The sequence below is a fragment of the Pseudomonas gingeri genome (genome assembly GCF_013386115.1).
GTDB classification, from domain to species: domain Bacteria; phylum Pseudomonadota; class Gammaproteobacteria; order Pseudomonadales; family Pseudomonadaceae; genus Aquipseudomonas; species Aquipseudomonas gingeri.
The window spans coordinates 371020-396638 of the sequence record NZ_JACAOR010000005.1; the positions used below are offsets into that span (position 1 = coordinate 371020).

The 25619-nt window shown below is 63.3% G+C and carries 18 protein-coding genes and 1 riboswitch; of the genes, 13 read left to right on the forward strand and 5 right to left on the reverse strand.

Features of this window, described 5'->3' with window-relative positions:
• The first annotated feature begins 12 nt into the window (after positions 1–12).
• Positions 13–831: a M48 family metallopeptidase gene (locus HX881_RS09690; protein ID WP_042934278.1), complete on the forward strand. Its 819-nt coding sequence runs from the start codon at positions 13–15 to the stop codon at positions 829–831.
• Between the two features lie 153 nt (positions 832–984).
• Here HX881_RS09690 and HX881_RS09695 read toward each other — a convergent pair whose 3' ends face one another.
• The 3 genes from HX881_RS09695 to HX881_RS09705 all read right to left on the reverse strand — a co-directional run bounded on the left by HX881_RS09695 (position 985) and on the right by HX881_RS09705 (position 3816).
• Positions 985–1569, reverse strand: a complete 585-nt coding sequence (locus tag HX881_RS09695) for a TMEM165/GDT1 family protein (protein WP_177084128.1) — start codon at positions 1567–1569, stop codon at positions 985–987.
• 87 nt (positions 1570–1656) lie between these two features.
• Positions 1657–1778, reverse strand: a riboswitch (yybP-ykoY riboswitch).
• Positions 1779–1818: 40 nt separating this feature from the next.
• A complete protein-coding gene (locus HX881_RS09700) occupies positions 1819–2817 on the reverse strand; it encodes a methyltransferase (RefSeq protein ID WP_017123568.1) in 999 nt (332 codons plus the stop codon).
• 33 nt (positions 2818–2850) lie between these two features.
• Positions 2851–3816, reverse strand: coding sequence for a 2-hydroxyacid dehydrogenase (locus tag HX881_RS09705; RefSeq protein ID WP_177084130.1), 966 nt, complete (start codon positions 3814–3816; stop codon positions 2851–2853).
• A 92-nt stretch (positions 3817–3908) separates the two neighbouring features.
• On the opposite strand from HX881_RS09705, the gene HX881_RS09710 reads away from it, so the two are divergent.
• A complete protein-coding gene (locus HX881_RS09710; protein WP_177084132.1) occupies positions 3909–4538 on the forward strand; it encodes a LysE family translocator in 630 nt (209 codons plus the stop codon).
• Here the strand turns inward: HX881_RS09710 and HX881_RS09715 are convergent.
• Positions 4522–5295 carry an AraC family transcriptional regulator gene (locus tag HX881_RS09715; protein ID WP_017123571.1) on the reverse strand — a complete coding sequence of 258 codons (774 nt, stop codon included), beginning with the start codon at positions 5293–5295 and terminating at the stop codon, positions 4522–4524. The genes HX881_RS09710 and HX881_RS09715 overlap by 17 nt on opposite strands.
• A gap of 104 nt (positions 5296–5399) precedes the next feature.
• On the opposite strand from HX881_RS09715, the gene HX881_RS09720 reads away from it, so the two are divergent.
• The 9 genes from HX881_RS09720 (at position 5400) to HX881_RS09760 (ending at position 22917) form a co-directional block, all read left to right on the forward strand.
• On the forward strand, positions 5400–6584 hold the full coding sequence (locus HX881_RS09720; RefSeq protein ID WP_177084134.1) for an MFS transporter: 1185 nt from the start codon (positions 5400–5402) through the stop codon (positions 6582–6584).
• Positions 6585–6731: 147 nt separating this feature from the next.
• Positions 6732–8414: a fatty acid--CoA ligase gene (locus HX881_RS09725; RefSeq protein ID WP_017123574.1), complete on the forward strand. Its 1683-nt coding sequence runs from the start codon at positions 6732–6734 to the stop codon at positions 8412–8414.
• A gap of 327 nt (positions 8415–8741) precedes the next feature.
• Complete coding sequence (locus HX881_RS09730) at positions 8742–10607, forward strand: DUF1302 domain-containing protein (protein ID WP_017123575.1); 1866 nt, start codon at positions 8742–8744, stop codon at positions 10605–10607.
• Between the two features lie 29 nt (positions 10608–10636).
• Positions 10637–12001 carry a DUF1329 domain-containing protein gene (locus tag HX881_RS09735; RefSeq protein WP_177084136.1) on the forward strand — a complete coding sequence of 455 codons (1365 nt, stop codon included), beginning with the start codon at positions 10637–10639 and terminating at the stop codon, positions 11999–12001.
• 208 nt (positions 12002–12209) lie between these two features.
• Positions 12210–14957 carry a winged helix-turn-helix domain-containing protein gene (locus HX881_RS09740; RefSeq protein WP_177084138.1) on the forward strand — a complete coding sequence of 916 codons (2748 nt, stop codon included), beginning with the start codon at positions 12210–12212 and terminating at the stop codon, positions 14955–14957.
• 213 nt (positions 14958–15170) lie between these two features.
• Entirely contained in the window at positions 15171–16865 is a 1695-nt protein-coding gene (locus HX881_RS09745) for a two-component system response regulator (protein ID WP_177084140.1), read from the forward strand.
• Positions 16866–16938: 73 nt separating this feature from the next.
• Entirely contained in the window at positions 16939–21264 is a 4326-nt protein-coding gene (locus HX881_RS09750; RefSeq protein WP_177084143.1) for a hybrid sensor histidine kinase/response regulator, read from the forward strand.
• Positions 21265–21383: 119 nt separating this feature from the next.
• Positions 21384–22028: an MBL fold metallo-hydrolase gene (locus tag HX881_RS09755; protein ID WP_017123579.1), complete on the forward strand. Its 645-nt coding sequence runs from the start codon at positions 21384–21386 to the stop codon at positions 22026–22028.
• 97 nt (positions 22029–22125) lie between these two features.
• On the forward strand, positions 22126–22917 hold the full coding sequence (locus HX881_RS09760; RefSeq protein ID WP_017123580.1) for a YiaD family glycine zipper/OmpA-like lipoprotein: 792 nt from the start codon (positions 22126–22128) through the stop codon (positions 22915–22917).
• Positions 22918–22997: 80 nt separating this feature from the next.
• Here the strand turns inward: HX881_RS09760 and HX881_RS09765 are convergent, their stop codons facing one another.
• A complete protein-coding gene (locus tag HX881_RS09765) occupies positions 22998–23435 on the reverse strand; it encodes a Z-ring associated ZapG family protein (protein ID WP_042934286.1) in 438 nt (145 codons plus the stop codon).
• Between the two features lie 149 nt (positions 23436–23584).
• Between HX881_RS09765 and HX881_RS09770 the strand changes: the two genes are divergently transcribed.
• Together HX881_RS09770 and HX881_RS09775 are read left to right on the forward strand one after the other, a co-directional pair.
• Complete coding sequence (locus HX881_RS09770; protein WP_017123582.1) at positions 23585–24214, forward strand: alpha/beta hydrolase; 630 nt, start codon at positions 23585–23587, stop codon at positions 24212–24214.
• A gap of 25 nt (positions 24215–24239) precedes the next feature.
• Positions 24240–25592: a tryptophan--tRNA ligase gene (locus HX881_RS09775; RefSeq protein ID WP_017123583.1), complete on the forward strand. Its 1353-nt coding sequence runs from the start codon at positions 24240–24242 to the stop codon at positions 25590–25592.
• Positions 25593–25619: the final 27 nt, after the last annotated feature.

Here is a 25619-nt window from a genome sequence, read left to right on the forward strand (position 1 = left end):
GGGAGAGTGCTCATGGCTAGACGATTGGTTTTGTGTGCGCTGACGGCGGGCCTGCTGCTCGCCGGCTGCCAGGCGGTCAATACCACCAGCGGCGGTGCCGTCGGGGTTGAGCGCAAGCAGTATATGTTCAGCATGTTGTCGACCCAGGAAGTCGACCAGATGTACGCCCAGTCGTATCAGAAGACGCTGGGGGAGGCGAAAGGCCAGGGCGTGCTGGACAAGACCAGCGCCAATGCCAAGCGGGTCCAGGCGATCGCCAACCGGCTGATTGCCCAGGCCCCGACATTCCGTCCGGATTCCGCGCAATGGCAATGGGAGGTCAATCTGATCAAGAGCGACGAACTCAACGCCAACTGTGGCCCCGGCGGCAAGATCATCTTCTATAGCGGGCTGATCGATAAGCTCAAGCTGAGCGACGATGAGATCGCCGCGGTGATGGGCCATGAGATCGCCCATGCCCTGCGTGAGCACGGCCGGGAAGCGATGTCCAAGGCCTACGGGATCGAGATGGCGAAGCAGGGTGCCGGTGCCTTGTTCGGCCTGAGCCAGGACAGCCTGGCGCTGGCCGATACCGTGGCGAACTACGGCATGACCTTGCCCAACAGTCGCGCCAACGAGAACGAAGCGGATCTGATCGGCCTGGAGCTGGCCGCGCGGGCCGGTTACAACCCGAACGCGGCCATCAGCCTGTGGAACAAGATGAGCAAGGCGGCGGAAGGTTCGCCGCCGGAATTCATGAGCACCCACCCGGCGTCCACCAGTCGGATCGCTTCGCTGGAAGCGGCCATTCCGAAGGTGATGCCGCTGTATCAGCAGGCCCGCAAGTCCTGAGCGGTCCCGCCATACCGTTCGATCAAAGCCGGACCCGGTCCTTGTAGGAGCCGGCTTGCTGGCGATGGCGTCGGTGCGGCGCGCATCGTTATCGCTGGCAAGCCAGGCCCCTACGGGTTGCCTGGTGTTTTCAGGCTCCCGGCACGGGGAGGCTCAGAGCCAGCCGCTGCTTTGCATGGCCTTGTACACCGCGACGATCGCCAGGATGAAGAACGCCGAGGCGGCCAGGCGGCGGATCAGGGTCAGCGGCAGTTTCTCCGCGGCGAAGTTGCCCGCCAGCACCACCGGTACGTTGGCGATCAGCATGCCCAGGGTCGTACCGATGATCACCAGCCACAATTCCGGATACTGCGCGGCCAGCATCACCGTGGCGATCTGGGTCTTGTCGCCGATTTCCGCGAGGAAGAACGCGATCAGCGTGGTCAGGAACGGGCCGAACTTGCGTGAGGTACTGGCTTCGTCATCGTCCATCTTGTCCGGCACCAGGGTCCACAGCGCGGTGGCGGTGAAGCTGGCGGCGAGGATCCAGTGCAGTACCGCATCCGAGAAGAAACTGCCGAACCAGGCGCCTACGGCACCTGCCGCCGCGTGGTTGGCGAGGGTGGCGGCGACGATGCCGGCGATGATCGGCCAGGGCTTGCGAAAACGGGCTGCGAGGATGAGCGCGAGCAGTTGCGTCTTGTCGCCGATTTCGGCCAAGGCAACGATTGCGGTGGGAACGAGGAGAGAATCCAGCATCAGGTTTTCCTAAGGGGCGGGTCGACACGGCTATGACACGTACAGCCTTCCCGCCCCGGGTAAGGTGTTCGTGTCATAGGTCTTGTCAAACCCCGGGTTCGTCTGTGCGAACCGTGGGTCGCATGCGCCATGGTCTGAGGACCAAGTATGTTGACGCATGCCGGACGAGCGTGGCGCTCGTGGGAGACTACTCCCCTAGGACGGAGCGGATTCTGCCTAGGCAAAATCCATTGCGCAAGCGTTTATTTTTCAGCCGCGCCTGGCACTGTAGATTCGAAAACCCTGTCCCTCGGCCTTGGTCACACAGGCCCCCAGATGCTCCTCGATCAGTGGCTGGTAGCGCAGGAAGCTATTGGCAACAAGCCGGAGTTCGCCGCCGTTTTTCAGATGTTTGGCTGCTTTTCGCAGCAGGTTTTCCGTTGCCAGGTAGTCGGTATGGACCCCGACATGGAACGGTGGATTGCTCAGGATCGCACTCAAACCCATGGGCGCGGCGTCGATTCCGTCCCCCGTCAGTACCTCGGCTTCCAGACCATTGGCCGCCAGGGTCAGGCGACTGCTGGCGGTGGCGAAGGCGTCGACGTCGAGCATGATCACGTTGTTGTGCGGGTAGCGCCGCTTGACGGCCGCCCCGAGCACGCCGGCACCGCAACCGAAGTCCAGCAACTGGCCGCTGGGCAGTTTGTCCAGGTGATCGAGGAGCAGGGCGCTGCCCCGATCCAGCCGGCCATGGCTGAAGACACCGGGCAGGCTGACCACCTTCAACGGGCCTTCGGTCAGATCCAGTTGGTAGTGCCGGGCCAGGCTTTCCAGCGGCTTGGCCGCCGGCGCCTCGCCCACGGTGACTTGCCATAGCTGGCAGTGCCGGGCGCTGTCGAGCTTGCGCGGCTTGCCGAAGGGGTTGAGCTGTTTGGCCGCGCCTTCGATCCCGCTGCGTTTCTCACCGACGAGGAACACGTCGCCGCCGGGCAGGCGCGAGGCGACGGCATTGAGCAGGTAGTCGGTCAGGTCCTTGGACTTGGGCAGGAACACCACGGCGCTGTCGAACGGGACCTCGGGGATGTTCACGCCAAAATGGCTGCGGCCTTCGAAGCGTGCCTCGAGTGCCGCCTGATCGCCGGCGTGCCAGCACCAGCCGTGGGCATTGGGCAGGCGCCCGAGCAGATCGTCGGCGGGCAAGCCTGCCAGCAGCAGCTTGCCCTGGAAATATTCAGCCTGACGAAGCAGTACTTCACTGCGCGGATCCATGGTCTGCTCCCTGAAAAAAAGTGCGGCAGTTTATCAACTGACGACCCGCAGCGCTGCACCGCTGAAGAAGCCCCGGGCATTTTCCGCGAGTTGGCCGACGATGCGTTGCCTGGCTTCGCGACTGCCCCAGGCGTTGTGCGGGGTGACGATCAGGCGCGGGATATCGCCGGCCAGCAGGGGATTGCCGGCACTCGGCGGCTCGACGCTCAGTACATCGGTCGCGGCGCCACCGAGGTGACCGTTGCGCAACGCATCGGCCAGGGCCTGTTCGTCGATCAGTCCGCCGCGCGCGGTGTTGACGACAAATGCCCCGGGCTTGAGCCGGCTCAGCTCGGCGGCACCGATGAAGTGGCGGGTGTGTTCGTTCAAGGGGCAATGCAGGGTCAGGGCGTCGACCTGTGGCAGCAGTTCGGCCAGCGGAACACGATCTGCCCGCGCCGGACGACCGGGAATCTGCCCCAGCAGCACGCGCATGCCGAAGGCCTCGGCCAGCCGCGCCACGGCACCGCCCAGTTCGCCGTGGCCGAGCAGGCCGAGGGTCCTGCCCTCCAGTTCGACGATGGGGAAATCCAGCAGGCAGAACTGTTGGGCCTGCTGCCAGCGGCCTTCACCGACGGCTTTCTGGTAGTCGCTCAGGCGGGTCGCCAGGGCCAGCAGCAACATCAGCGTGTGCTGGGCCACCGAAGGCGTGCCATAACCCTGGCAGTTGCTCACGGTGATACCCCGGGCCCGGGCGGCCGCCAGGTCGACGTTGTTGGTGCCGGTGGCGGAAATCAGGATCAGCTTCAGGTCGGGGCAGGCGGCCAGGGTTTCGGCGTTCAACGGGATCTTGTTGCTGATGGCGACAGTGGCGCCGGCCAGGTGCTCCCGCACGTTCTCTGGCGTGGTCCGGGCGCACAGGCGCAGTTCGTCGAAACAGGCGCGCAGCGGTTCGAGGTCGAGATCGCCGAGGTCCAGGGAAGGGTGATCGAGAAATACCGCGCGGCGAGGGTGGCTCATCAACTGTACCTTTTGTGCTGTCGAATGAAGGCGTAAGGTAGCCAGCCTACCAGATGACATATTTAGTTACCGAGGAGCCCACGGACGTGTCCATGTACCTGACTGAATTCTTGACCGTTGCGCTGATCCACCTGCTGGCGGTGGCCAGTCCCGGCCCGGACTTTGCCGTGGTGGTACGCGAAAGCGTGACCCACGGTCGTCGCGCCGGCACCTGGACCGCGTTGGGGGTCGGTACCGCGATCTTCCTGCATGTGGGCTATTCGCTGCTGGGCATCGGCCTGATCGTGTCGCAGTCGATCGTGCTGTTCAATGCCCTGAAATGGCTGGCGGCGGCGTACCTGTTGTATATCGGCTTCAAGGCGATCCGCGCCAAGCCGGCCAAGCCCGCAACGGGTGACCTGGCGTTGCAGGTGGGCGAGCGCACGGCGCGTGGTGCCTTTACCTCGGGCTTCGTGACCAATGGCCTGAATCCCAAGGCGACCTTGTTTTTCCTGTCGTTGTTCACCGTGGTGATCAACCCGCATACCCCGCTGCTGGTCCAGGCCGGCTACGGCGTGTACCTGGCGGCGGCGACCGCGCTGTGGTTCTGCCTGGTGGCGATGCTGTTCAGCCAGCAGCGGGTGCGTGCCGGTTTCGCCCGCATGGGCCACTGGTTCGACCGGACCATGGGGGCGGTACTGATCGCCATCGGCGTGAAGCTGGCCTTTACCGAGATGCATTGATCCCGCTGAACTGGTTCAGATTGACGACATATTCCCGCGGGCTCTCGCCGAGCAGGCGCTGGAACATCGCACTGAACGCCCGGGCACTGCCATAGCCCAACACCTTCGCCACGTGCTGTACGCTTTCGCCGGCCAGCAGCCGTGGCAAGGCTTCCATCAGGCGCAATTGCTGGCGCCAGGCATTGAAATTCATCTGTACCTGTTGCTGGAACAGCCGGGCCAGGGTCCGGGTGCTGGCGCCGACCTGCAGTGCCCAGTCTTCCAGGGTGTTGGGATGATCCGGGGTCTGCAGCAGTGCCAGGCAGATCCGTTGCAGGCGCCGGTCGGTCGGCATCGGGATGTGCAGCGGCAGGTTCTCCAGTGACGCCAGTTCCTCCAGCATCAGTTGCTGGATCAGCGGATTCTTCGCCTGCTTCGGGCCCTGTACCGCCCGCACGATCAGTTCGCGCAACAGCGGTGTGACGGCGAGCACGCAGCAGCCTTGCAGGTTGGCCGGCGAATGCTCGGCGGCGATAAACAGCGAGCGCATGCGCACCTCGCCACTCATGAAGATCTCATGCTCCACCAGCGGTGGAATCCACACCGCCCGGGTCGGGGGAATGACCCAGGCGCCCTGGTTCGTGACCAGGCGCATCACCCCGCATACCGCATAGAGCAACTGCGCTTCCTCGTGGCGGTGCAATTCCTGGTGGGCGCCGTCGGCATAGTCGCGGGGGTGAGCGCTGACGGGGCCGTGCAGGAAGTGACTGATCAACATGTCCGCTTCTTCCAGTCTGTCTGGTTTGATGAGTTATATGGCAGAAATGCACTTTATGGCCAACTTAGCATAAGGCACCGATAACTTTCCTGAAGCGTGCCGTGATGAATCAACCCAGAAACGTAATCCGCTACATCAACGCCGCCCATGTGATCGATCACATGTTCATGCTGATCTTCCCCGCGGCTGTGCTCGGCATGGGCCAGACCTTCGGCCTGGATTTCGCCGGGATGATCGGCCTGTCCCTGGGCGGCTTCATTGCCTTCGGCGCCTGTTCGCTACCGGCGGGCTGGCTGGGTGATCGCTGGAGTCGTCGCAGCATGATGCTGCTGTTCTTTTTCGGCATCGGCGCGGCCTCGGTGCTTACCGGGTTGAGCAGCACCGCCCCGATGCTGACCCTGGGCCTGACCCTGATCGGTGTGTTTGCCGCGATCTATCACCCGGTGGGCACCGCGATGCTGGTCAGTTACGCCCAGAACCGCGGCCGGGAAATCGGTATCAACGGCATGTGGGGCAACCTCGGGGTGGCGTTTTCCGCCTTGATCACCGGACTGCTGGTGGCGCATTTCGGCTGGCGCGCGGCGTTTATCATTCCAGGGGCCATCTCGCTCCTGCTGGGCGTGCTGTTTGCCTTGCAGGTGCGTGAGGAACCGATTCCCGTGCGCCCTCATGTGAAGCTCAAGGGCGCCAATGGCCAGCAGATTTCCATGGTCATGGTGTTTACCGTACTGGCGCTGGTGACCGCCACGGGCGGTGTGGTGTTCAACGCCACCACCATGACTTACCCGAAACTGTTCCAGGAGCGCCTGCATGAGTTGTTCGCGTCGCCGCAGACCCTGGGGCTGATCGTCAGCCTGGCCTATGCCTTCGGGGCTGTCGCACAGTTGAGCATCGGCCGGGTGATCGACCGTGTCAGCCTGAAGTGGCCGTTCGTGCTTCTGACCCTGTGCCAGGCCCCGTTGCTGTTCGGCCTGGCCCAGGTTGATGGCCTGTCGGTAATGGTCCTGGGGGCGGCGTTGATGTTCGTGGTGTTCGGCCAGGTGACAGTGAATGACGCGATGGTCGCCAACTTCGTGGCCCCGCAATGGCAATCACGGGTATTCGCCCTGCGTTACTGCCTGTCGTTCGGCGCCAGCGCCACGGCGATTCCCCTCATCGCCTATGTCGAGCCACGCCAGGGTTTTGCCGGGCTGTACCTGATCCTGGCAGGGTTCGGCGCCTTGACCTTCATCGCCGCGCTGGTGTTTCCAAGAACCCCGGCCCAGCAGCCTGCCGGGCAGGTCGCCTGAAATATGACGGCTTCAGTGTGGGTGCTGGCTTAAAGCTAGCATTCACGTCTGTCTGCAAATCATTCCTTTGGGTGATTTAGCGCGTGCGCGACGGCTCTAGAGTGCCTATCTTTAGCCACGACCGTGCAGTCAGACAAAGGGACGTCCATGTTGCAGACCCGCGTAATTCCACCCGCCGAAGGTGCGTATCAATACCCGCTCTTGATCAAGCGGTTGCTGATGTCCGGCAGCCGTTACGAGAAGACCCGCGAAATCATCTACCGCGACAAGGTGCGCTACAGCTATCCGACCCTCAGTGAGCGTGTCGCCCGGCTGGCCAACGTGCTGACGGCGGCCGGGGTCAAGGCCGGTGACACGGTGGCGGTGATGGACTGGGACAGCCATCGCTACCTGGAATGCATGTTCGCCATTCCGATGATCGGTGCGGTGATCCACACCATCAACGTGCGCCTGTCGCCGGAGCAGATCCTCTACACCATGAACCACGCGGTCGACCGCTTCGTGCTGGTCAACAGCGAGTTCGTCGGGCTCTACCAGGCGATTGCCGGGAACCTGACCACGGTGGAGAAAACCCTGCTGCTGACCGATACCGACGCCACCACGGCCGACCTGCCGAACCTGGTCGGCGAGTACGAGCAGTTGCTGGCGGCGGCGAGCCCGGTCTACGACTTCCAGGATTTCGACGAGAACTCGGTCGCCACCACGTTCTACACCACCGGTACCACCGGCAATCCGAAAGGCGTGTATTTCAGCCATCGGCAACTGGTGCTGCATACCATGGGCGTGGCGACGATCATGGGCAGTGTCGACAGCGTGCGCCTGCTGGGCACCAATGATGTGTACATGCCGATCACGCCGATGTTCCACGTGCATGCCTGGGGCCTGCCGTATGTGGCGACCATGCTCGGGCTCAAGCAGGTCTACCCGGGTCGCTACGATCCGGAGTTCCTGGTGGAGCTGTGGCGCAAGGAGAAGGTCACGTTCTCCCACTGCGTGCCGACCATCCTGCAGATGGTGCTCAATGCCAAGGCGGCCCAGGGCACTGACTTCAAGGGCTGGAAGATGGTGATCGGCGGCAGCGCGCTGAACCGCACGCTGTACGAAGCCGCCAAGGCTCGCGGCATCCAGCTGACCGCGGCCTACGGCATGTCGGAAACCGGCCCGCTGGTCTCCTGCGCCCATCTCAATGAGGAGTTGATGGCGGGCACCGAGGACGAACGCACCACCTACCGGATCAAGGCCGGCGTGCCGGGTCCCCTGGTGGAAGCGGCGATCATGGATGCCGAGGGCAACTTCCTGCCGGCCGACGGGGAAAGCCAGGGTGAACTGGTGCTACGGGCGCCCTGGCTGAGCGAGGGGTATTTCAACGAGCCGCAGAAGGGCGCGGAGCTCTGGGCCGGGGGTTGGCAGCACACCGGCGATGTCGCGACGCTCGACAGCATGGGGGTGATCGACATCCGCGACCGGATCAAGGATGTGATCAAGACCGGAGGCGAGTGGGTCTCGTCCCTGGCCCTCGAGGACCTGGTCAGCCGCCATCCGGCGGTACGCGAAGTAGCAGTGGTGGGGATCGCCGATCCGCAATGGGGCGAGCGCCCGTTTGCCCTGCTGGTGCTGCGCGAGGGCCATGAGATCGGCGCCCGGGAACTCAAGGAGCACCTCAAGCCGTTCGTTGAGCAGGGCCATCTGAGCAAGTGGGCGATCCCGAGCCAGATCGCCCTTGTTACTGAAATTCCCAAGACCAGCGTCGGCAAGCTCGACAAGAAGCGCATCCGCCTCGACATCGTCGAATGGCAGGCGAGCAACAGTACCTTCCTCTCGACTCTTTGAGTCCTCCTTGCCACGCCCGAAAGGGCGTGGCAGCCCCACCAAGCAAGCGCTTGCCTTGCCAAATCGGTTTTTTCAGCCATTCTTGCCGAGCCGGTATCGGCGAGCTTGGCGAAAGGGCTGTTCCAGAGTGGTTGGTGACTGCAAATCACACTTTAGAGGGATCAAGCAGTACTACCTGCTGGCTATAGTCCGCTCAAGGATTTTCAGGAACGGAGCAGGCGCGCGATACAGCGATGCCGCCCTGGGTGAGTGGGGAGTGATGGTTGCTGTTTGCCCCGGGCGTTTCTGGATATCTGCCATAACAATAAAGCACATGGAGTAGCGTCGATGATCTCAGTAAACCAGTTCTGGCGCCGGGCGAAGCTGCCCCTGGCCGTCAGCCTCGCCTCTACGCTCGCCGGCCCTGCATTCGGCGTCAGTTTCAATATCGGGGAAATCGAGGGGAGTTTCGACTCGTCCCTGTCCCTGGGCGCCAGTTGGTCGACGCAGAATCCGAACAAGGATCTGATCGGTGCCAACAACGGCGGCAAGGGCCTGTCGCAGACCTCCGATGACGGACACCTGAACTTCAAGGCCGGGCAGACTTTCTCGAAGATCTTCAAGGGCATCCATGACCTGGAACTGAAATACGGCGATACCGGCGTGTTCGTGCGCGGCAAGTACTGGTACGACTTCAAGCTGCAGGATGAAGACCTGGACTTCAAGAACGTCAGCAACGACAACCGCAAGGAAGGCGCCAAGTCGTCCGGCGGGCAGATTCTCGACGCCTTCGTGTACCACAACTACTCCATCGCCGATCAGCCGGGTTCCGTGCGTTTCGGCAAGCAGGTGGTGAGCTGGGGTGAAAGCACCTTTATCGGTGGCGGCATCAACTCCATCAACCCGATCGACGTGTCGGCATTCCGCCGTCCGGGTGCCGAGATCAAGGAAGGCCTGATCCCGGTCAACATGTTCTATGTGTCCCAGACCCTGACCGACAATCTGTCGGCCGAGGCGTTCTATCAGTTGGAATGGGACCAGACGGTAACGGATAACTGCGGCACGTTCTTCTCGCAGCCGGACATCGTATCCGATGGCTGCAAAGACAATCTGCGCGTGCTGAACAAACGCTCCACTATCAACCCTGCGGCATTTCCGACGCTTAATGCCTTTGGTGTAGACGTCAATAACGAGGGTGTTCTGGTTCGACGTGGTGGTGATCGTGACGCACGGGACAGCGGTCAATTCGGTGTTGCCTTTCACTACAATTTCGAACCGTTGGATACCGAGTTCGGTGCCTATTTCATGAACTACCATAGCCGTGCACCGATTTTCAGTGCGACGGGCGCACCTCAGTCGGTTTACAACGTGCCTTTGGGGCCGCTGGCGGCCTTGCGACCACTGATCGTTGCCGGTAACTCGAAATATTTCATCGAATACCCAGAAGATATTCGCCTTTACGGTTTGAGTTTCTCCACAACCTTGCCCACCGGCACCGCGTGGAGCGGTGAGCTGAGCTATCGGCCCAATGCTCCGGTGCAGTTGAACTCTACCGACATTCTTTATGCTGGCGTGCGGCCTATTGGCGGCCCGGTATTAGGCAATGCTTCGCTGCTCACCGGTGTCCCCGGTCAGGACTTGAATGGGTATCGCCGCAAGGAAATCACCCAGTTCCAGACAACGTTTACCCATTTCTTCGATCAGGTCATGGGGGCTAACCGCCTGACACTGGTAGGTGAAGTCGGTGTGACTCATGTGGGCGGCCTGGAGAGCAAGTCGGACGTGCGGTACGGTCGTGATCCCGTCTTCGGTCCTGGCACGCTGCCCAACGGTGCTTGTGCGGCCTTGAACACATCCACCGCTCAAGGTGCTGGTCTGGCCAACAGCAACGGCCTGAATACCAACTGCAACAACGACGGCTTCACCACGGCAACCTCCTGGGGCTATCGCGCCCGGGCCATCTGGGAATACCCGGACGTCTTCGCCGGGGTGAACCTCAAGCCGAACGTGGCCTGGTCCCACGACGTGAAGGGTTATTCGCCAGGCCCTGGCGGCAACTTCGAGGAAGGCCGCAAGGCCGTCAGCCTGGGCCTCGATGCCGAATACCAGAACACCTACACCGCGAGCCTGGCGTACACCAACTTCTTCGGTGGCGACTACAGCACGGTGGATGACCGTGACTTCGTGGCGCTGAGCGTCGGTGTGAACTTCTAAGTACGCTGAATTTCAGGAAGAACAAGAACATGAAGATAACCAAGAATCTGTTGCAGGTCGGCGTACTCGGATTGTCGTTGCTGGCGACCGGCGTGATGGCGGCGGTGTCCGCCGATGAAGCGGCGAAGCTGGGCACCACCCTGACCCCGATGGGCGCGGAAAAGGCCGGTAACGCGGCAGGTACGATTCCGGCCTGGGCGCCGATGGCGAAGAACATTGGCTCGGTGGACAGCAAGGGTTTCCTGTCCGACCCGTATGCCAGTGAAAAACCGCTGTTCACCATCACCGCGCAGAACGTCGAGCAGTACAAGAACCAGCTGGCGCCGGGCCAATACGCGATGTTCAAGCGTTACCCGGACACCTTCAAGATGCCGGTCTACCCGTCCCATCGTGGCGCCACCGTGCCGGATGACGTGTTCGCCGCCATCAAGGAAAACGCCACCAAGACCAATCTGGTCAGCGGCGGCAACGGCCTGGAAAACTTCAAGACCGCCGTGCCGTTCCCGATCCCGAAAAGCGGTGTGGAAGTGATCTGGAACCACATCACCCGTTATCGTGGCGGCAGCGTGACTCGCCTGGTGACCCAGGCCACGCCGCAGGCCAACGGTTCGTTCAGCCTGGTGTACTTCCAGGACCAGTTCGTCTTCCGCGACAAGATGAAGGACTACGATCCGGCCAACCCGGGCAATATCCTGTTCTACTTCAAGCAGAAAGTGACCGCGCCGGCGCGTCTGGCCGGTGGCGTGCTGCTGGTCCATGAAACCCTCGACCAGGTCAAGGAGCCGCGTTCGGCATGGGTCTACAACGCCGGCCAGCGTCGTGTGCGTCGTGCCCCGCAAGTCTCCTATGACGGTCCGGGTACCGCCGCCGACGGCCTGCGCACTTCCGACAACCTGGATATGTACAACGGTGCGCCGGATCGCTACGACTGGAAGCTCGAAGGCAAGAAAGAGATGTACATCGCCTCCGACAGCTACAAGCTCGACGATCCGAAACTCAAGTACGCCGACATCATCAAGGCCGGCCACATCAACCAGGACCTGGCACGCTACGAGCTGCGCCGTGTCTGGCATGTGGTCGCGACCCTGAAGGAAGGCCAGCGCCACATCTACGCCAAGCGTGACTTCTACATCGACGAAGACACCTGGCAGGCGGCGGTGATCGACCATTACGACGGTCGTGGTCAACTGTGGCGCGTGGCCGAGGCCCATGCCGAGAACTACTACGACAAGCAAGTGCCGTGGTATGCCCTGGAAACCCTCTACGACCTGCAGTCCGGCCGCTACCTGGCGCTGGGCATGAAGAACGAAGAGAAGCAGGCGTATGACTTCGGCTTCACCGCCACCACCAGCGACTTCACCCCGGCGGCCCTGCGCCAGGACGGCGTTCGCTGATACCCGTTGCAGGGCAGAGGCGCATCCTCTGCTGAAAACGCCCCGACCGGTTCGGGGCGTTTTTTTGTCCGGCGGGAAACTGTGGCGAGATATTTCCGGATAAAGGCATTTCGACACATTTACGATAAAAAGCCTTCAGTGCGGCGACGTTTACCGCTAGTCTGCGCTGATGCGCCCCGCCGATAACAGCGTTCAACAAGAGCCGGCCATGACTGATCTGTCCCGTATGCAAGGTCCCATGGGGCCTGCCATACCTGCACTCGAAGGACGTTTCTACCGACCGCCATTGCCCGAGGGTTATGTGTTGCGGCCGCGCCTGTGCGAGCGCTTGAGTGCCGGGCTGGAAGGTCGTCTGCTGCTGGTCAGTGCCCCGGCCGGTTTTGGCAAGAGTTCGCTGGCGGTGGAGTTTTGCCAGAGCCTGCCCGGGTACTGGCAGAGCCTGTGGCTGGGGCTCAGTTCACGGGACAGTGATCCCGGACGTTTTCTCGAACGCCTGCTCGATGGCCTCCAGCAGTACTTCCCGCACCTTGGCGGCCAGGCGCTGGGGCTGTTGAAAATGCGCCAGCGGCACCAGCCGTTTGCCTTCGAAGAGTGGCTGGATGGGCTGCTCGACGAGCTGGCGGTGCATCTGTCGGCCAGCACGCCGTTGTTGCTGGTGCTGGATGATTACCATCTGGCCCAGGGCCCGGTTCTGGATCGTTGCCTGCAGTTTTTCCTCAATCACCTGCCCGCCGGATTGCTGGTGCTGGTCACCAGCCGGCAACGCCCCGAGTGGCACCTGGCGCGCCTGCGCCTGTCGCGGCAACTGCTCGAGTTGAACGAGCAGGACCTGCGGTTGACCCTCGGCGAATCCATGGCCCTGTTCGACCGCCACAGCAGCTCGTTGCGTGGCGAAGCCCTGCAGACCCTGATCGAGCGCAGCGAAGGCTGGGTCGCCGGGTTGCGTTTCTGGTTGCTGGCGGCGGCGCAGGCCACTGACGACAACACCTTGCCCCAGGTCCTGCACGGCGGTGAAGGGCTGATCCGCGACTACCTGCTGGAAGAGGTGATCGACTTCCTGCCGGCGCATGTCCAGGCGTTCCTCTACGACACCGCCCCCCAGGAGCGGTTTTGCAGCGAGCTGTGCGACGCCATCCGCGAATCCCACGACAGTGCGCAGATCCTCGACTACCTGCAATCCCATCAGGTGTTCCTGGTGCCGCTGGACGAGCACGGCCGCTGGTTTCGCTATCACCACCTGTTTTCCGACCTGCTGCGCACTCGTCCCGCGACCAATACCCTGGTCCCGACCGCCAGCCTGCATTTGCGCGCCTGCCGCTGGTTCAGTGCTCAGGGCCTGCTGGATGAAGCGGTGGAGCAGGCGTTGCGCGCCGGTCACCTGGATGTGGCGGCCAACCTGGTGCAGAACCTGTCCGAAGAACAACTGCTGGCCGAGCAGAATGTCGGCATGCTGCTGCGCTGGAAGATGGACCTGCCCGACAGCCTGCTGATCAGCTCGCCACGGTTGATCGTCCTGTATGCCTGGGCGTTGGGCCTGGCCTGCCAGCTGGATGCGGCGCAGGAACTGGCCAGTCACCTGAGCAACTTCCTTCCGGCGCCCTCGGCCACGGCGCAGAAATCCATGCTGGCCCAGTGGCTGGCCTTGAGCGGCATCATTGCCCGGGGGCGCGGCGACCGCGAACTGACCCTGGCCTATTGCGGCGAAGCCTTGCTCAGCCTGCCCCACAAGCGCTACGGCCAGCGCCTGGTATGCCTGTCGACATTGTCCAACCTGGCGATCGCCGAGGGTGACCTGTGGCGTGCACGGGCGCTGAACCGTGAGTCGCTGGAGCTGGCCCAGCGGGTCGGCAACCCGCTGTTCGAGGCGTTGGCCCATTACGATCGGGCACGGGTGCTGCAGGCGCGCGGCGAAGTGCTGCGGGCGCTGGATGAAGTCCGCCAGGGCTTGCAGCGCCTGGAGGGCCTGCCCGCGCAACGCCTGTATGCGGCGCGGGCACGTCTGACCTTGTACGAAGGTTATCTGCTGAACCTGCGCCTGCAACCTGAAGCCGGGCGCCAGCGCCTGCTGGCCGGGTTGCATGAAGCGCGGGCCTGCCGCGATATCAGTGTCCTGGTGGGGCACTGCGTGATCGCCAACCAGGAGGGCCGCAACGGCGAGTTCGCCAAGGCCTTTGCCGAGCTCGCCGAAGCCGAACGGCTGATGCATATCTGGGATGTCCCGCCGATCTATTACCTGGCGATGATCACCCTGGTGAAATGCGAGCTGTGGCTGGCACAGGGGCGGGTCGACCTGGCTGAAGCCTGGCTCGGGCGCCTGGGGCAGACCTACAACGGCGAGCAGGCGGCTGCCGCTCCCGAGTTCCATCCGCAACTGCCGGCACATATCGAGTTGCAACAGGCACAGCTCGAGGCGCTCCAGGGCAAGCCCGAGGCTGCCCGGCAACGCTTGCTCAAACTGGTGGAGCAGGGCCAGGCCAGCGGCGGGCAACTGCTGAGCATGCTGGCCTGGAACCAGCTGGTGATGCTGGAGTTGGCCGGGTCAAGGGAGGCTCGGGCCCGTTCGCTGTTTGCCCGTGCCGTGGAAGCGACCACCGGTGGCGCCCTGCTGCCGTTCCAGGCCTTGGCCACGGCCCATCCGGACTGGATGCGCGAGCAACTGTTGCTGGGGCCCGATACGCCCCTGCGCCAGAGCCTGCTGGAACTGCTGCCGGCGCAAACCGTGCGCGAGCCGGTGGAAAGCCTGCCGCACAGTGAGCACCTGAGTACCCGCGAACTGGCCGTCCTGCACTTGATTGCCCAGGGTTGCTCGAACCAGGAAATCAGCGACCAGCTGTTTATTTCCCTGCACACCGTGAAAACCCACGCCAGCCATATCAACAGCAAGCTGGGGGTGGAGCGCCGTACCCAGGCCGTGGCGCGGGCGCAGGAGCTGGGGCTGCTGGGCGAGCCGCGCTGACAGTCTGCGTGACACCTGCGGTCCGGCTGGCAGACCGGTGAAGAATCCCTCCGGCAGGGGTGGCTATATGCCTTGTCTGCGCTATAACCAATACACGCCTGAGCTTTCTTGCTGTGCCTTGAGTACGCGGCATGTCCTGTGTCGGCTTGAGGGTAGGGGGCCTATCAGTGCTCTTTGGTCGTGAATCACAAGGGAATTGCCTGGGAGCAAGGAATGCGCGAGATCACCTTCAGCCCCGCTCCGGTCGTCTTGATCGTCGATGACCAGAAGACGGATGCGCTCATTCTCAGCGAGTCGGTGCGGGACCTGGCGCAGGTGTATGTTGCTACCAGCGGCGAAGAAGCCTTGCGCGTGGCCCGTCAGTGTCGCCCGGATGTGGTCCTGCTCGATATCGAGATGCCCGGCATGAACGGCTTCGAGGTCTGCAAGGAACTCAAGGCCGACCCCAAGCTGTCCGACGCCGCGGTGATTTTCGTCACCTCCCATGCCCAGGCCGACTATGAGCTCCAGGCCCTGGGCTACGGGGGGATCGACTTTATCCAGAAACCCCTGAACCTGCCGGTGGCCAGGGCCCATATCAATGCTCATATCACCCTGCGCAACGAAGCCAAGCGCCTGGCCAATCATGACGCCCTGACCGGCCTGCCCAACCGCATGCTGCTGCAGGACCGGGCCGAGCAGGCCCTGAAAATGGCCCGGCGCAATCATGGGCGGCTGGCGATGCTGTTGCTGGACCTGGACAACTTCAAGGCCATCAACGACTCCATGGGGCACTCGGTCGGCGACCAGATGCTCAAGTATGTCGCCACGCGCCTGTCGATGATCCTGCGCGGCATGGATACGCTGAGCCGGCAGGGCGGCGACGAGTTCATCATCCTGCTGTCGGAGGTGGACGGTTTCGAGGCCGTGGGCGATTTCGCCGAACAGGTGCTGACCACCATCTCCAGCCCGTTTTCGTTGCAGGGCAACCGCTATGACCTGAGCGCGAGCATCGGTATCGGGGTCTTCCCGGAGGACAGCGACGACCTGGAGTCACTGTACCGTCACGCCGATGCCGCGATGTACCAGGCCAAGCAGGCCGGGCGTAACTGCTACCAGTTCTTTTCCCCGGCCATCGAAAGTGGCATGCGCGCCCGGCACCTGCTTGAGCGGCATATGCGCGAGGCCATCGAAGACGGGGTGTTCGAGGTCTTCTACCAGGCCAAGGTCGATGCCCGCGAGCACCGCGTGGTCGGCATGGAGGCGCTGATCCGCTGGCACGACGGCAATGGCAACCTGGTGCCGCCGGCGGACTTCATTCCCCTGGCCGAGGAAACCGGGCTGATCATTCCCATCGGTAAGTACGTGCTGCTCCAGGCCTGCAAGGACACCCGCAAACTCCACGAACTGGGCCACCCGATCTGCGTCAGTGTGAACATCAGCGTTGTGCAGTTTCGCGAAGAGTCGTTCCTCGGCATGGTCAAGGGCATCCTGCTCGACTCCGGCCTGGCGCCGCAGTGGCTGGAACTGGAGATCACCGAGGGGGTGCTGGCCCGGGATATCGACAACGCCCGCGAAACCCTGGTGGCACTCAAGGCCCTGGGTGTGCACGTGGCGATCGACGATTTCGGCACGGGTTATTCGAGCCTGGCCTATCTCAAGCGCTTTCCCATCGATGTCCTGAAGATCGACCAGAGCTTTGTGCGCGACATGCTCACCGACAAGAGCGACCTGGCCATCGTCGAGGCGATCATCAAGCTGGGGCAGGCCCTGGGCCTGGAACTCGTCGCCGAAGGCGTGGAGACCCGGGAGCAGGCTGACCTGCTGCTGGAACACGGTTGCCGGATCATGCAGGGCTATCTCTACTGCCGGCCGGTTCCGTTTGCCCGGATCTGCGACGTGTTGTCCGCCTGGCCGCAAACGCCATGAGCGCATGGGCCGCGATTGTCGATCAGCGATATCCCGGCCTTCGGGATCACCGTAGTCATCAAGGGAGCCTGCGTTGAAACGAGCCAGCCTGTATGCCCTGAATGGACGTGTCGTGTTGCTCCTGGCCCTCGGGCTGGTGGCGACTATCGTGGGCTGCCTGATCCTGCAGCACAGCAACGAGCAGCGCACCCGCGAGGCCCTCGGTGCCGCCGCCGAAAGCGCGGTGCAGTCGGTGGCCAGCCGGCTGCAGTTGTACCAGTACGGCCTGCGCGGCACCCGCGGCGCGGTTGTCACCGCCGGCGAGGACGGTATTACCCGCGAGACGTTCCATCGCTACAGCCTGATGCGCGACGTGCCGCGGGAGTTTCCCGGTGCCCGCGGATTCGGTTTTATCCGCCTGGTGCGGGTGCAGGACCTCGATGAATTCCTGCGACGCGCCCGTGCCGACGGTGCCCCGGACTTCAGCATTCGCCAGTTCGCGCCACACGAGGGCGACCTGTATGTCATCCAGTACCTGGAACCCGGCACCGGGCAGGCACCGGCGTTCGGCCTGGATATCGCCTCGCAGCCTGACCGGGCCGAGGCGGCGCGGATGGCCGCGCGGACCGGGGAGGTGCGCCTCACCTCGCCGATCACCCTGGTACAGGCAGTGGGCAAGCCACAACAATCCTTCCTGATCCTGCTGCCGATCTATAAAAGTGGTGTCGTGCCGCAAAACGAGGCCGAGAGGGCGGCAGCGCTTGTCGGCTGGAGCTATGCGCCGTTGCTGATCGAGAGCGTCCTGGCCGGCCTGATCCCGGAAAGCGAGGCGGTGAACCTGCGGCTCAGGGACATCACCGGGCCAGGGCCGGCGGTGCAGTTCTACCAGACGCTTCACGAGGCGGACGTGCAGCCGACCGGGCTGCTTACCCACACCGTGGAGCGGGAGGTCTATGGGCGGCGCTGGCAGATCGAACTGGAGGCCCTGCCTCTGTTCGTGCAGCGCCTGCATCTGCTATCGCCGACGATGGTGTTTGCCCTCGGCGTGCTGGCAACCCTGCTGGTGGCGGCGCTGGCCGCCATTGCCGGGGTCAGTTCCCAGCGCCGCCTGCAGGTGATCGCCGAACAGGGGCGCCTGGCCTCGATCGTCGAGAGCTCGGCCGACGCGATCATCGGTACGACCCTGCAGGGTGTGGTGACCAGCTGGAACCGCGGTGCGCAGACGCTGTTGGGGTATACCGCCGCGGAAGCGGTGGGGCGGCCGCTGGTGGAACTGATCGTACCGTCCGAACTGGCTTCGGAAGAGGTCGAGATCCTGGCGCGTATCGCCCGGGGCGAGACGATCACCAACTTCGATACCCTGCGGCGTTGCAAGGACGATCGTCGCGTCAATGTCTCGGTGAATGTTTCGCCTATCTGCGATGCCGCTGGCCGGGTGAGCGGCGTCTCGAAGATCCTGCGCGATATCACCGCGCAGAAGGCCGCCGAGGCGCGGATTCTCGAACTCAACTCCAGCCTGGAAGAGCAGGTGGCGACGCGGACCGCGGAGTTGCGGCGGATCAACCTGCTGTTCAGCAGCGTGCTGCGTTCGGCCTCCGAGGTGTCGATCATCGCCACCGACCTGGATGGAGTAATCAGTGTATTCAACGAAGGTGCCGAGCACATGCTCGGCTATCGCGCCGAGGAAGTGCTGGGCAAGGCCACCCCGGCGATTCTTCACGTGGCCCAGGAAGTCATCGACCGTGGGGCCGAGCTCAGTGTGGAGTATGCGCAGGTCATCGAAGGTTTCAGGGTCTTTGCCCACAAGCCGGAATTCGAACACTCGGAAACCCGCGAGTGGACCTATGTGCGCAAGGACGGCTCCCATGTCCCGGTGACCCTGGTGGTGACTTCCCTGCGCGACGACGAAGGGCAACTGACCGGCTACCTGGGCATCGCCGTCGATATCACCCAGCGCAAGGCGGCCGAGCACCAGTTGGAACTGAGCCTGCAGGCGACCCGGGTGATTCGCGACCAGTTGCTGATGGCCGCCGATGTCGCCGAACTGGGTATCTGGACCTGGACGCTGGCGGACAACACGCTGCAGTGGAACGACCGCATGTTCGAGTTCTACAGCCAGCCGACGAGCTTGCGTGACAACGGGCTGAACTATGCCCACTGGTACGAGCGGGTCCACCCCGCGGACGTCGAGGCGGTGGCCGCGCAGTTGGCGGCGGCGGTGGCCGGGGAACGGGTCTATGACCCGATCTTCCGGCTGCAGGGGCCTGACGGTCGCATACGCTTTATCCAGGCCGGTGCGCAGATCGAGCGTGATGAACAGGGGCGGGCGTTGCGGGTCACCGGTATCAACCGGGATATCACCACCCAGCGCGAGCTGGAGTCGCATCTGCTGCGGGCCAAGGACCGGGCCGACAGCGCCAGTGCGGCCAAGTCGTTCTTCCTGGCGAATATGAGCCATGAGATCCGCACACCGATGAACGCGGTGCTGGGGATGCTGCAACTGGTGCAGCACACCGACCTCAATGCCCGTCAGCGCGACTACGTGGTCAAGGCCCAGACGGCGGCCAAGTCATTGCTGGGCCTGCTCAACGATATCCTCGACTACTCGAAGATCGAGGCCGGCAAACTGCGCCTGGATCCGCATCACTTCGAACTCGAACCGCTGATGCGCGACCTGGCGGTGGTCTTGGCGGGCAACCAGGGCAGCAAGGAGGTCGAGGTCATGTTCGACCTCGATTCCGACCTGCCCGGCAGTCTGGTGGGCGACAGCCTGCGCCTGCAACAAGTGTTGATCAACCTGGCGGGCAATGCCCTGAAGTTCACCCAGCAGGGGCAGGTGGTGGTCAGTGTCCGGCAACTGAAACGGTTCGAGGACATGGTGAAGTTGCGGATCGAAGTGTGCGATACCGGCATCGGGATCAGCACCGAGCAGCTGCAGCGCATCTTCGACGGTTTCACCCAGGCCGAAGCCTCGACCACCCGCCGGTTCGGCGGCACCGGGCTGGGCCTGGTGATCTGCAAGCGGCTGGTAGGCCTGATGGGCGGCGAGTTGCAGGTCGAGAGTGAAGTGGGCGTCGGCAGCCGGTTCTGGTTCGATATCAGCCTGGAGGTGGCCCGTGAGGAACCGCTGCGGTTGTCGTGCCCCGGTGTCGATTCGGCGATGCGCCTGCTGGTGGCCGACGACAACTCGATGGCCTGTGAACTGTTGCTGCGTACCGTGCGCTCCCTGGGCTGGACGGCGGACACGGTGAGTGGCGGCACACTGGCGGTCGAAGGCGTGCGCAAGGCGCAACTGCGCGGCGAACCCTACGACGTGGTGCTGATGGACTGGCGCATGCCGGACATGGACGGCCTCAGCGCCGCCCGGCTGATCAGTCTGCAGGAGCAGGCCGTGCCGCCGCCGATGGTGATCATGATCACCGCCTATGGGCGTGAAGTCCTGGCGGATGTGCACCATGAGGGCGATGCCCCCTTCGTGGGCTTCCTCACCAAGCCGGTGACGCCCCGGCAGTTGGCCGATGCGGTCCAGCGTGCCTTCAGCGTGAGTGAACCGCCTGTGCAGGACTTGCCGGTAGCCCGCTCCCGGCGCCTGGCCGACATGCGCCTGCTGGTGGTGGAGGACAACGCCCTCAATCGCCAGGTCGCCGATGAGCTGCTGAGAGGCGAGGGGGCCCAGGTCAGCCTGGCGGAAGGCGGGCTGGAGGGGGTGAGCATGGTCCTCTCGGCCTCGACGCCGTTCGATGCGGTGCTGATGGATATCCAGATGCCGGATATCGATGGCATGGAGGCCACGCGACACATCCGCCGGCACCCGCAGTTCGCCCTGTTGCCGATCCTGGCGATGACCGCCAACGCGTCCAACAGCGACCGCGAAGCCTGCCTGGCGGCGGGGATGAACGACCATGTGAGCAAGCCTATCGATCTGGAAGAACTGGTGCTGGCCTTGCGCATCCAGACCGGACGCGAAGCGCCCCGGCCGCTGACGATGAGCGAGGCGCCGGAGGCTTCGACGGAGACGGTGATCGAACCGCGTCAGTCGATCATGAGCCGCTTCGGCGGCAACTTCGAGCTGATCTGCACCGTGTTGTACAGCTTTGGCACGGAGCTGGAAAAACAGTTGGCGTTGCTCCCCGCTCATCTGCAGGACCGTGACGGGCCGGCGGTGGCAGCCGTGTTGCACGCGATCAAGGGCAGTTCCGGGACCATGGGGGCCCAGGCGCTGTCGGTGCGTGCCGGTGCCCTGGAGCGCGAGCTGTTGTATGGCGATGCGGCTGCCGTTGCCCGGGTGCTGGGCGATCCGCAATGGCTGCCCGAACTCAAGGAACTGCTGACGCGCAGTGTCGAGCAGTTGCAGGCGGCATTTGGCGCGGGAGGGCGTGGCGACGCGTCCCGGGACGTGGCGGCCGGGCCGTTTTCTTGATGGGGCCGGGAGCGGCCCTTATACTTTTCGCGATGCGGCCCTTGTCGGTCCGGATGCTTCGGCGCCTGGACCGCTCAGGGGTTTTTTATTGCCTGACCCGCTTATTGCAGGAACTCCTCATGGACCTCGCAAAACCCGCGCTGATCCGCGAAACCTTCCCTGTCGGCCCGTTGCAATGCAACTGCACGATCATTGGCGACCCGATCACGAAAAAGGCCATCGTCGTCGATCCGGGGGGCAATCACGAATTGATCCTGGCCCGGCTCGAGGCCCTGGGCCTGAAGGTCGTCAGCATCATCCACACCCATGCGCACCTGGATCATTTCCTGGCCTCCGGACAACTGAAGGAGAAGACCGGCGCCACCCTGCACCTGCACAAGGACGACCAGTTCCTCTGGGACAACCTGGAGATGCAATGCAGCCTGTTCGGCGTGCCCTACACGCCGGTGCCGTCGCCGGACCGATGGCTGGCCGATGACGAGGAACTGGCCTGTGGCTGTGGCGTGGCCCTGCATACGCCGGGACATACGCCCGGTTCCATGAGCTTCTGGTTTTCCGAGGCTAGACTGTTGATTGCCGGCGACACCCTGTTCCGTCGTGGTGTCGGGCGCACGGACCTGTGGGGTGGTGACCAGGCGACCATCGTGCGTTCGATCAAGCAGCGCCTGTATACGCTGGACGAGGAGGCGACGGTGGTGACCGGACATGGTCCCGATACCCGGTTGGGTGACGAGATGCGTGAAAATCCGTTTGTTCGCGCCTGACAGGTTTCATGGAATTTTTACCGTCTGTCGTGTTCCAACGCCAGCAACGGTCTATCGCCAACGGCCTTTGCACCCCAAATGAGTAGGAGCTAGATCCATGTTCACCTCGCGTCGTTTGATTATCGTCGCTACCGCCGTTGCCATGCTGTCCGGCTGTGCATCGCAAAACCCGTATGACAACCAGGGACAGGCGGAGCAAGGCTCCTCGGGTATGAGTAAAACTGCCAAGTACGGCGGGCTTGGAGCCTTGGCCGGTGCCGTCGCGGGCGCCGCCATCGATCACAACAACCGTGGCAAGGGTGCGCTGATCGGGGCCCTGGTCGGTGGCGCGGGTGCCGCCGGCTATGGCTACTACGCCGACAAGCAGGAAGCCAAGCTGCGTGCGAGCATGGCCAACACCGGCGTGCAGGTGCAGCGCCAGGGCGATCAGATCAAGCTGATCATGCCTGGCAACATCACGTTCGCGACCAACTCCGATGCGATCGCCAGCAGCTTCTATCAGCCGTTGAACAACCTGGCCAACTCCCTCAAGGAGTTCAACCAGAACCAGATCGAGATCGTCGGCTACACCGACAGCACCGGCAGCCGCCAGCTGAACATGGACCTGTCCCAGCGCCGCGCCCAGAGCGTTGCCAACTACCTGACCTCCCAGGGCGTGAGCGGGGCCAACCTGTCGGCCCGTGGTGCCGGTCCGGATAATCCGGTTGCGAGCAACGCCGATGTCAACGGCCGCGCGCAGAACCGCCGCGTGGAAGTCAACCTGCGGGCCATTCCTGGCCAGAATTACGGCCAGCAAGGTCAGCAGCCACAAGGTCAGTATCAGCAACAGGGCCAGCCGCAGTACCAGCAGGGTCAGCAGTACGGCCAGCCGGTCCAGCAGTACCCATGACACCTGACTGAATTCAGGGTGTAAAAAAAGCCCGCCCGATCAATGATCGGGCGGGCTTTTTTGTGGCGCTTGAAGCCGGGTTACTTCTTCAGGCCGTAATGCTCGTCGAGCATGCCGGGGGCGTTCGGCGCTTTCGGGGCATAGTCGCGCGGCGGTTCCTGGTTGCCGCGAGGCGGTGTCAGGCGTTCCCGTGGTGTCTGTGCAGCATCGGCGTGCAGGGCGGCGAGCAGGCGTTGGCGAGTCTGCTCGTCCAGGGCCAGGCGGTTGGCACCCTCGGCGAGGTGGTCTTGCACTTCCTGGTAGCTCTGGGTGAGTTTCTTGACCAGTGCCGCGGTGCTGTTGAAGTGGGTGACCACCTCGTTCTGGTAACTGTCGAAACGTTCCTGGATATCGTCCAGCTGACGCTGTGTGCTGCTGGGCGCGGCACTCGGCACCAGACGGGCGACCAGGAAACCAATGGCGACACCGGCAACCAGGGCAAGAGTCGGCAACAACCAAACTAAGAGCGAGTGTTCCACGAGTCCTTCCTCTATAAACGGCTTTGCTTTACGTTAACGGCTCGGACCTGCGCTGTATACCGCGATCTTAAGGTCGCAATGATGTCAGGCAGAGACTTTTAGCTAGACGAGTCGACCCCTTGAGAGGTCACGGAGTTCATTCCTTGCTTATGCGCGAAACCCCTTTGTTCATCGATGGCCCGGTCGGCCAACTGGAAGCCTTGTACCTGGATACCCCCGAGCCCCGCGGGCTGGCGCTGATCTGCCACCCCAACCCGGTGCAGGGCGGGACCATGCTCAATAAAGTCGTTTCGACCCTGCAGCGCACCGCCCGCGATGCCGGATTGATCACCCTGCGTTTCAACTATCGGGGTGTCGGCGCCAGTGCCGGGAGCCATGACATGGGCACCGGTGAAGTCGATGATGCCGAAGCCGTCGCACAATGGTTGCTGGAGAAACACCCGGAACTGCCGCTGACGCTGTTCGGGTTCTCCTTCGGCGGCTTTGTCGCGGCGACCCTCGGCGGCCGCCTGGAAGCCCGTGGTCAGTCGCTCAAGCATCTGTTCCTGGTGGCTGCCGCGGTGATGCGCCTGCGTGCCGTGGACCGCTTGCCGGAAGGCTGCCCGCTGACCCTGATCCAGCCGGAAACCGACGAAGTGATCGATCCACAACTGGTCTACGACTGGTCCGATGCCCTTGAGCGTCCCCATGAGCTGCTGAAAGTGGCAGAATGCGGACACTTTTTTCATGGCAAGTTGACCGATCTGAAGGATCTGATCCTGCCGCGCCTCCTGAATTGACAGCAGTCTGACTAAGCGATTACCCATGACGACTCGTACACGTATCCTCACCGGCATCACCACCACGGGCACCCCGCACCTGGGCAACTACGCTGGCGCCATCCGCCCGGCGATCCTTGCCAGCCGTGACAGCAATGCCGATTCCTTCTACTTCCTGGCCGACTATCACGCGCTGATCAAGTGCGATGACCCGTTGCGCATCCAGCGCTCGCGCCTGGAAATCGCCGCGACCTGGCTGGCCGGTGGCCTGGATGTGGAGCGCGTGACTTTCTATCGTCAGTCGGACATCCCGGAAATCCCCGAGCTGACCTGGTTGCTCACCTGTGTCGCGGCCAAGGGCCTGCTCAACCGTGCCCACGCCTACAAGGCCTCGGTGGACAAGAACGTCGAGTCGGGTGAAGACCCGGACGCCGGCATCACCATGGGTCTCTACAGCTACCCGGTGCTGATGGCGGCGGACATCCTGATGTTCAACGCGCACAAGGTGCCGGTCGGCCGCGACCAGATCCAGCACGTGGAAATGGCCCGGGATATCGGCCAGCGCTTCAACCACCTGTTCGGCCAGGGCAAGGAGTTCTTTGCCATGCCCGAAGCGCTGATCGAAGAAAGCGTCGCCACGCTGCCGGGCCTCGACGGCCGGAAAATGTCCAAGAGCTATGACAACACCATCCCGTTGTTCACCAGCGCCAAGGACATGAAGGACGCGATCTCGCGGATCGTCACCGACTCCCGCGCGCCGGGCGAAGCCAAGGACCCGGACAACTCGCACCTGTTCACCCTGTTCCAGGCGTTCTCCACCGCCGCGCAAGCCGACGAGTTCCGCCATGAGCTGCTGGGTGGCCTGGGCTGGGGCGAGGCGAAGAACCGCCTGTTCCAGTTGCTCGACGGTGAGTTGAGCGAGAAGCGCGAGCGTTACCACGAACTGATTTCCCGCCCATCGGACCTGGAAGACATCCTCCAGGCCGGCGCGAAGAAAGCCCGTAGTGTTGCCACACCGTTCCTCGCCCAGTTGCGCGAGGCGGTCGGCCTGCGGTCGTTCGTCAACCAGGTGCAGGTTGCCGAGACCGGCAAGAAGAAAGCCGCCAAGGCCGCGCGTTTTGTCAGCTTCCGGGAAGACGACAGTTTCCGTTTCCGTCTGCTGGCTGCCGATGGCGAGCAACTGCTGCTGTCGTGCAACTTTGCCGACGGCAAGACGGCGGGTGGGGTGACCAAGCAATTGCAATCGGGCCAGGCGCTGGATATCCGCACCGAGGCCAATAGCTTCAGCGTGTGGCTGGAAGGCGAGTGCGTGGCGGACAGCCCGATCTTCGCCGACGAAGCGGCCCGTGATGCGGCCATCGAGGCTTTGCGGGTTGCCCTGACCCCGGTTCAGGACTAATCGAACGTCGGCCCGACCAAGGGCCGA

What these genes read in the sequence shown, in the direction of transcription:
- HX881_RS09690 (WP_042934278.1), top strand. Translation starts at nt 13, where the DNA reads ATGGCTAGACGATTGGTTTTGTGTGCGCTGACGGCGGGCCTGCTGCTC.
- HX881_RS09695 (WP_177084128.1), bottom strand. Translation starts at nt 1,569, where the DNA reads ATGCTGGATTCTCTCCTCGTTCCCACCGCAATCGTTGCCTTGGCCGAA.
- HX881_RS09700 (WP_017123568.1), bottom strand. Translation starts at nt 2,817, where the DNA reads ATGGATCCGCGCAGTGAAGTACTGCTTCGTCAGGCTGAATATTTCCAG.
- HX881_RS09705 (WP_177084130.1), bottom strand. Translation starts at nt 3,816, where the DNA reads ATGAGCCACCCTCGCCGCGCGGTATTTCTCGATCACCCTTCCCTGGAC.
- HX881_RS09710 (WP_177084132.1), top strand. Translation starts at nt 3,909, where the DNA reads ATGTACCTGACTGAATTCTTGACCGTTGCGCTGATCCACCTGCTGGCG.
- HX881_RS09715 (WP_017123571.1), bottom strand. Translation starts at nt 5,295, where the DNA reads ATGTTGATCAGTCACTTCCTGCACGGCCCCGTCAGCGCTCACCCCCGC.
- HX881_RS09720 (WP_177084134.1), top strand. Translation starts at nt 5,400, where the DNA reads ATGAATCAACCCAGAAACGTAATCCGCTACATCAACGCCGCCCATGTG.
- HX881_RS09725 (WP_017123574.1), top strand. Translation starts at nt 6,732, where the DNA reads ATGTTGCAGACCCGCGTAATTCCACCCGCCGAAGGTGCGTATCAATAC.
- HX881_RS09730 (WP_017123575.1), top strand. Translation starts at nt 8,742, where the DNA reads ATGATCTCAGTAAACCAGTTCTGGCGCCGGGCGAAGCTGCCCCTGGCC.
- HX881_RS09735 (WP_177084136.1), top strand. Translation starts at nt 10,637, where the DNA reads ATGAAGATAACCAAGAATCTGTTGCAGGTCGGCGTACTCGGATTGTCG.
- HX881_RS09740 (WP_177084138.1), top strand. Translation starts at nt 12,210, where the DNA reads ATGACTGATCTGTCCCGTATGCAAGGTCCCATGGGGCCTGCCATACCT.
- HX881_RS09745 (WP_177084140.1), top strand. Translation starts at nt 15,171, where the DNA reads ATGCGCGAGATCACCTTCAGCCCCGCTCCGGTCGTCTTGATCGTCGAT.
- HX881_RS09755 (WP_017123579.1), top strand. Translation starts at nt 21,384, where the DNA reads ATGGACCTCGCAAAACCCGCGCTGATCCGCGAAACCTTCCCTGTCGGC.
- HX881_RS09760 (WP_017123580.1), top strand. Translation starts at nt 22,126, where the DNA reads ATGTTCACCTCGCGTCGTTTGATTATCGTCGCTACCGCCGTTGCCATG.
- HX881_RS09770 (WP_017123582.1), top strand. Translation starts at nt 23,585, where the DNA reads ATGCGCGAAACCCCTTTGTTCATCGATGGCCCGGTCGGCCAACTGGAA.
- HX881_RS09775 (WP_017123583.1), top strand. Translation starts at nt 24,240, where the DNA reads ATGACGACTCGTACACGTATCCTCACCGGCATCACCACCACGGGCACC.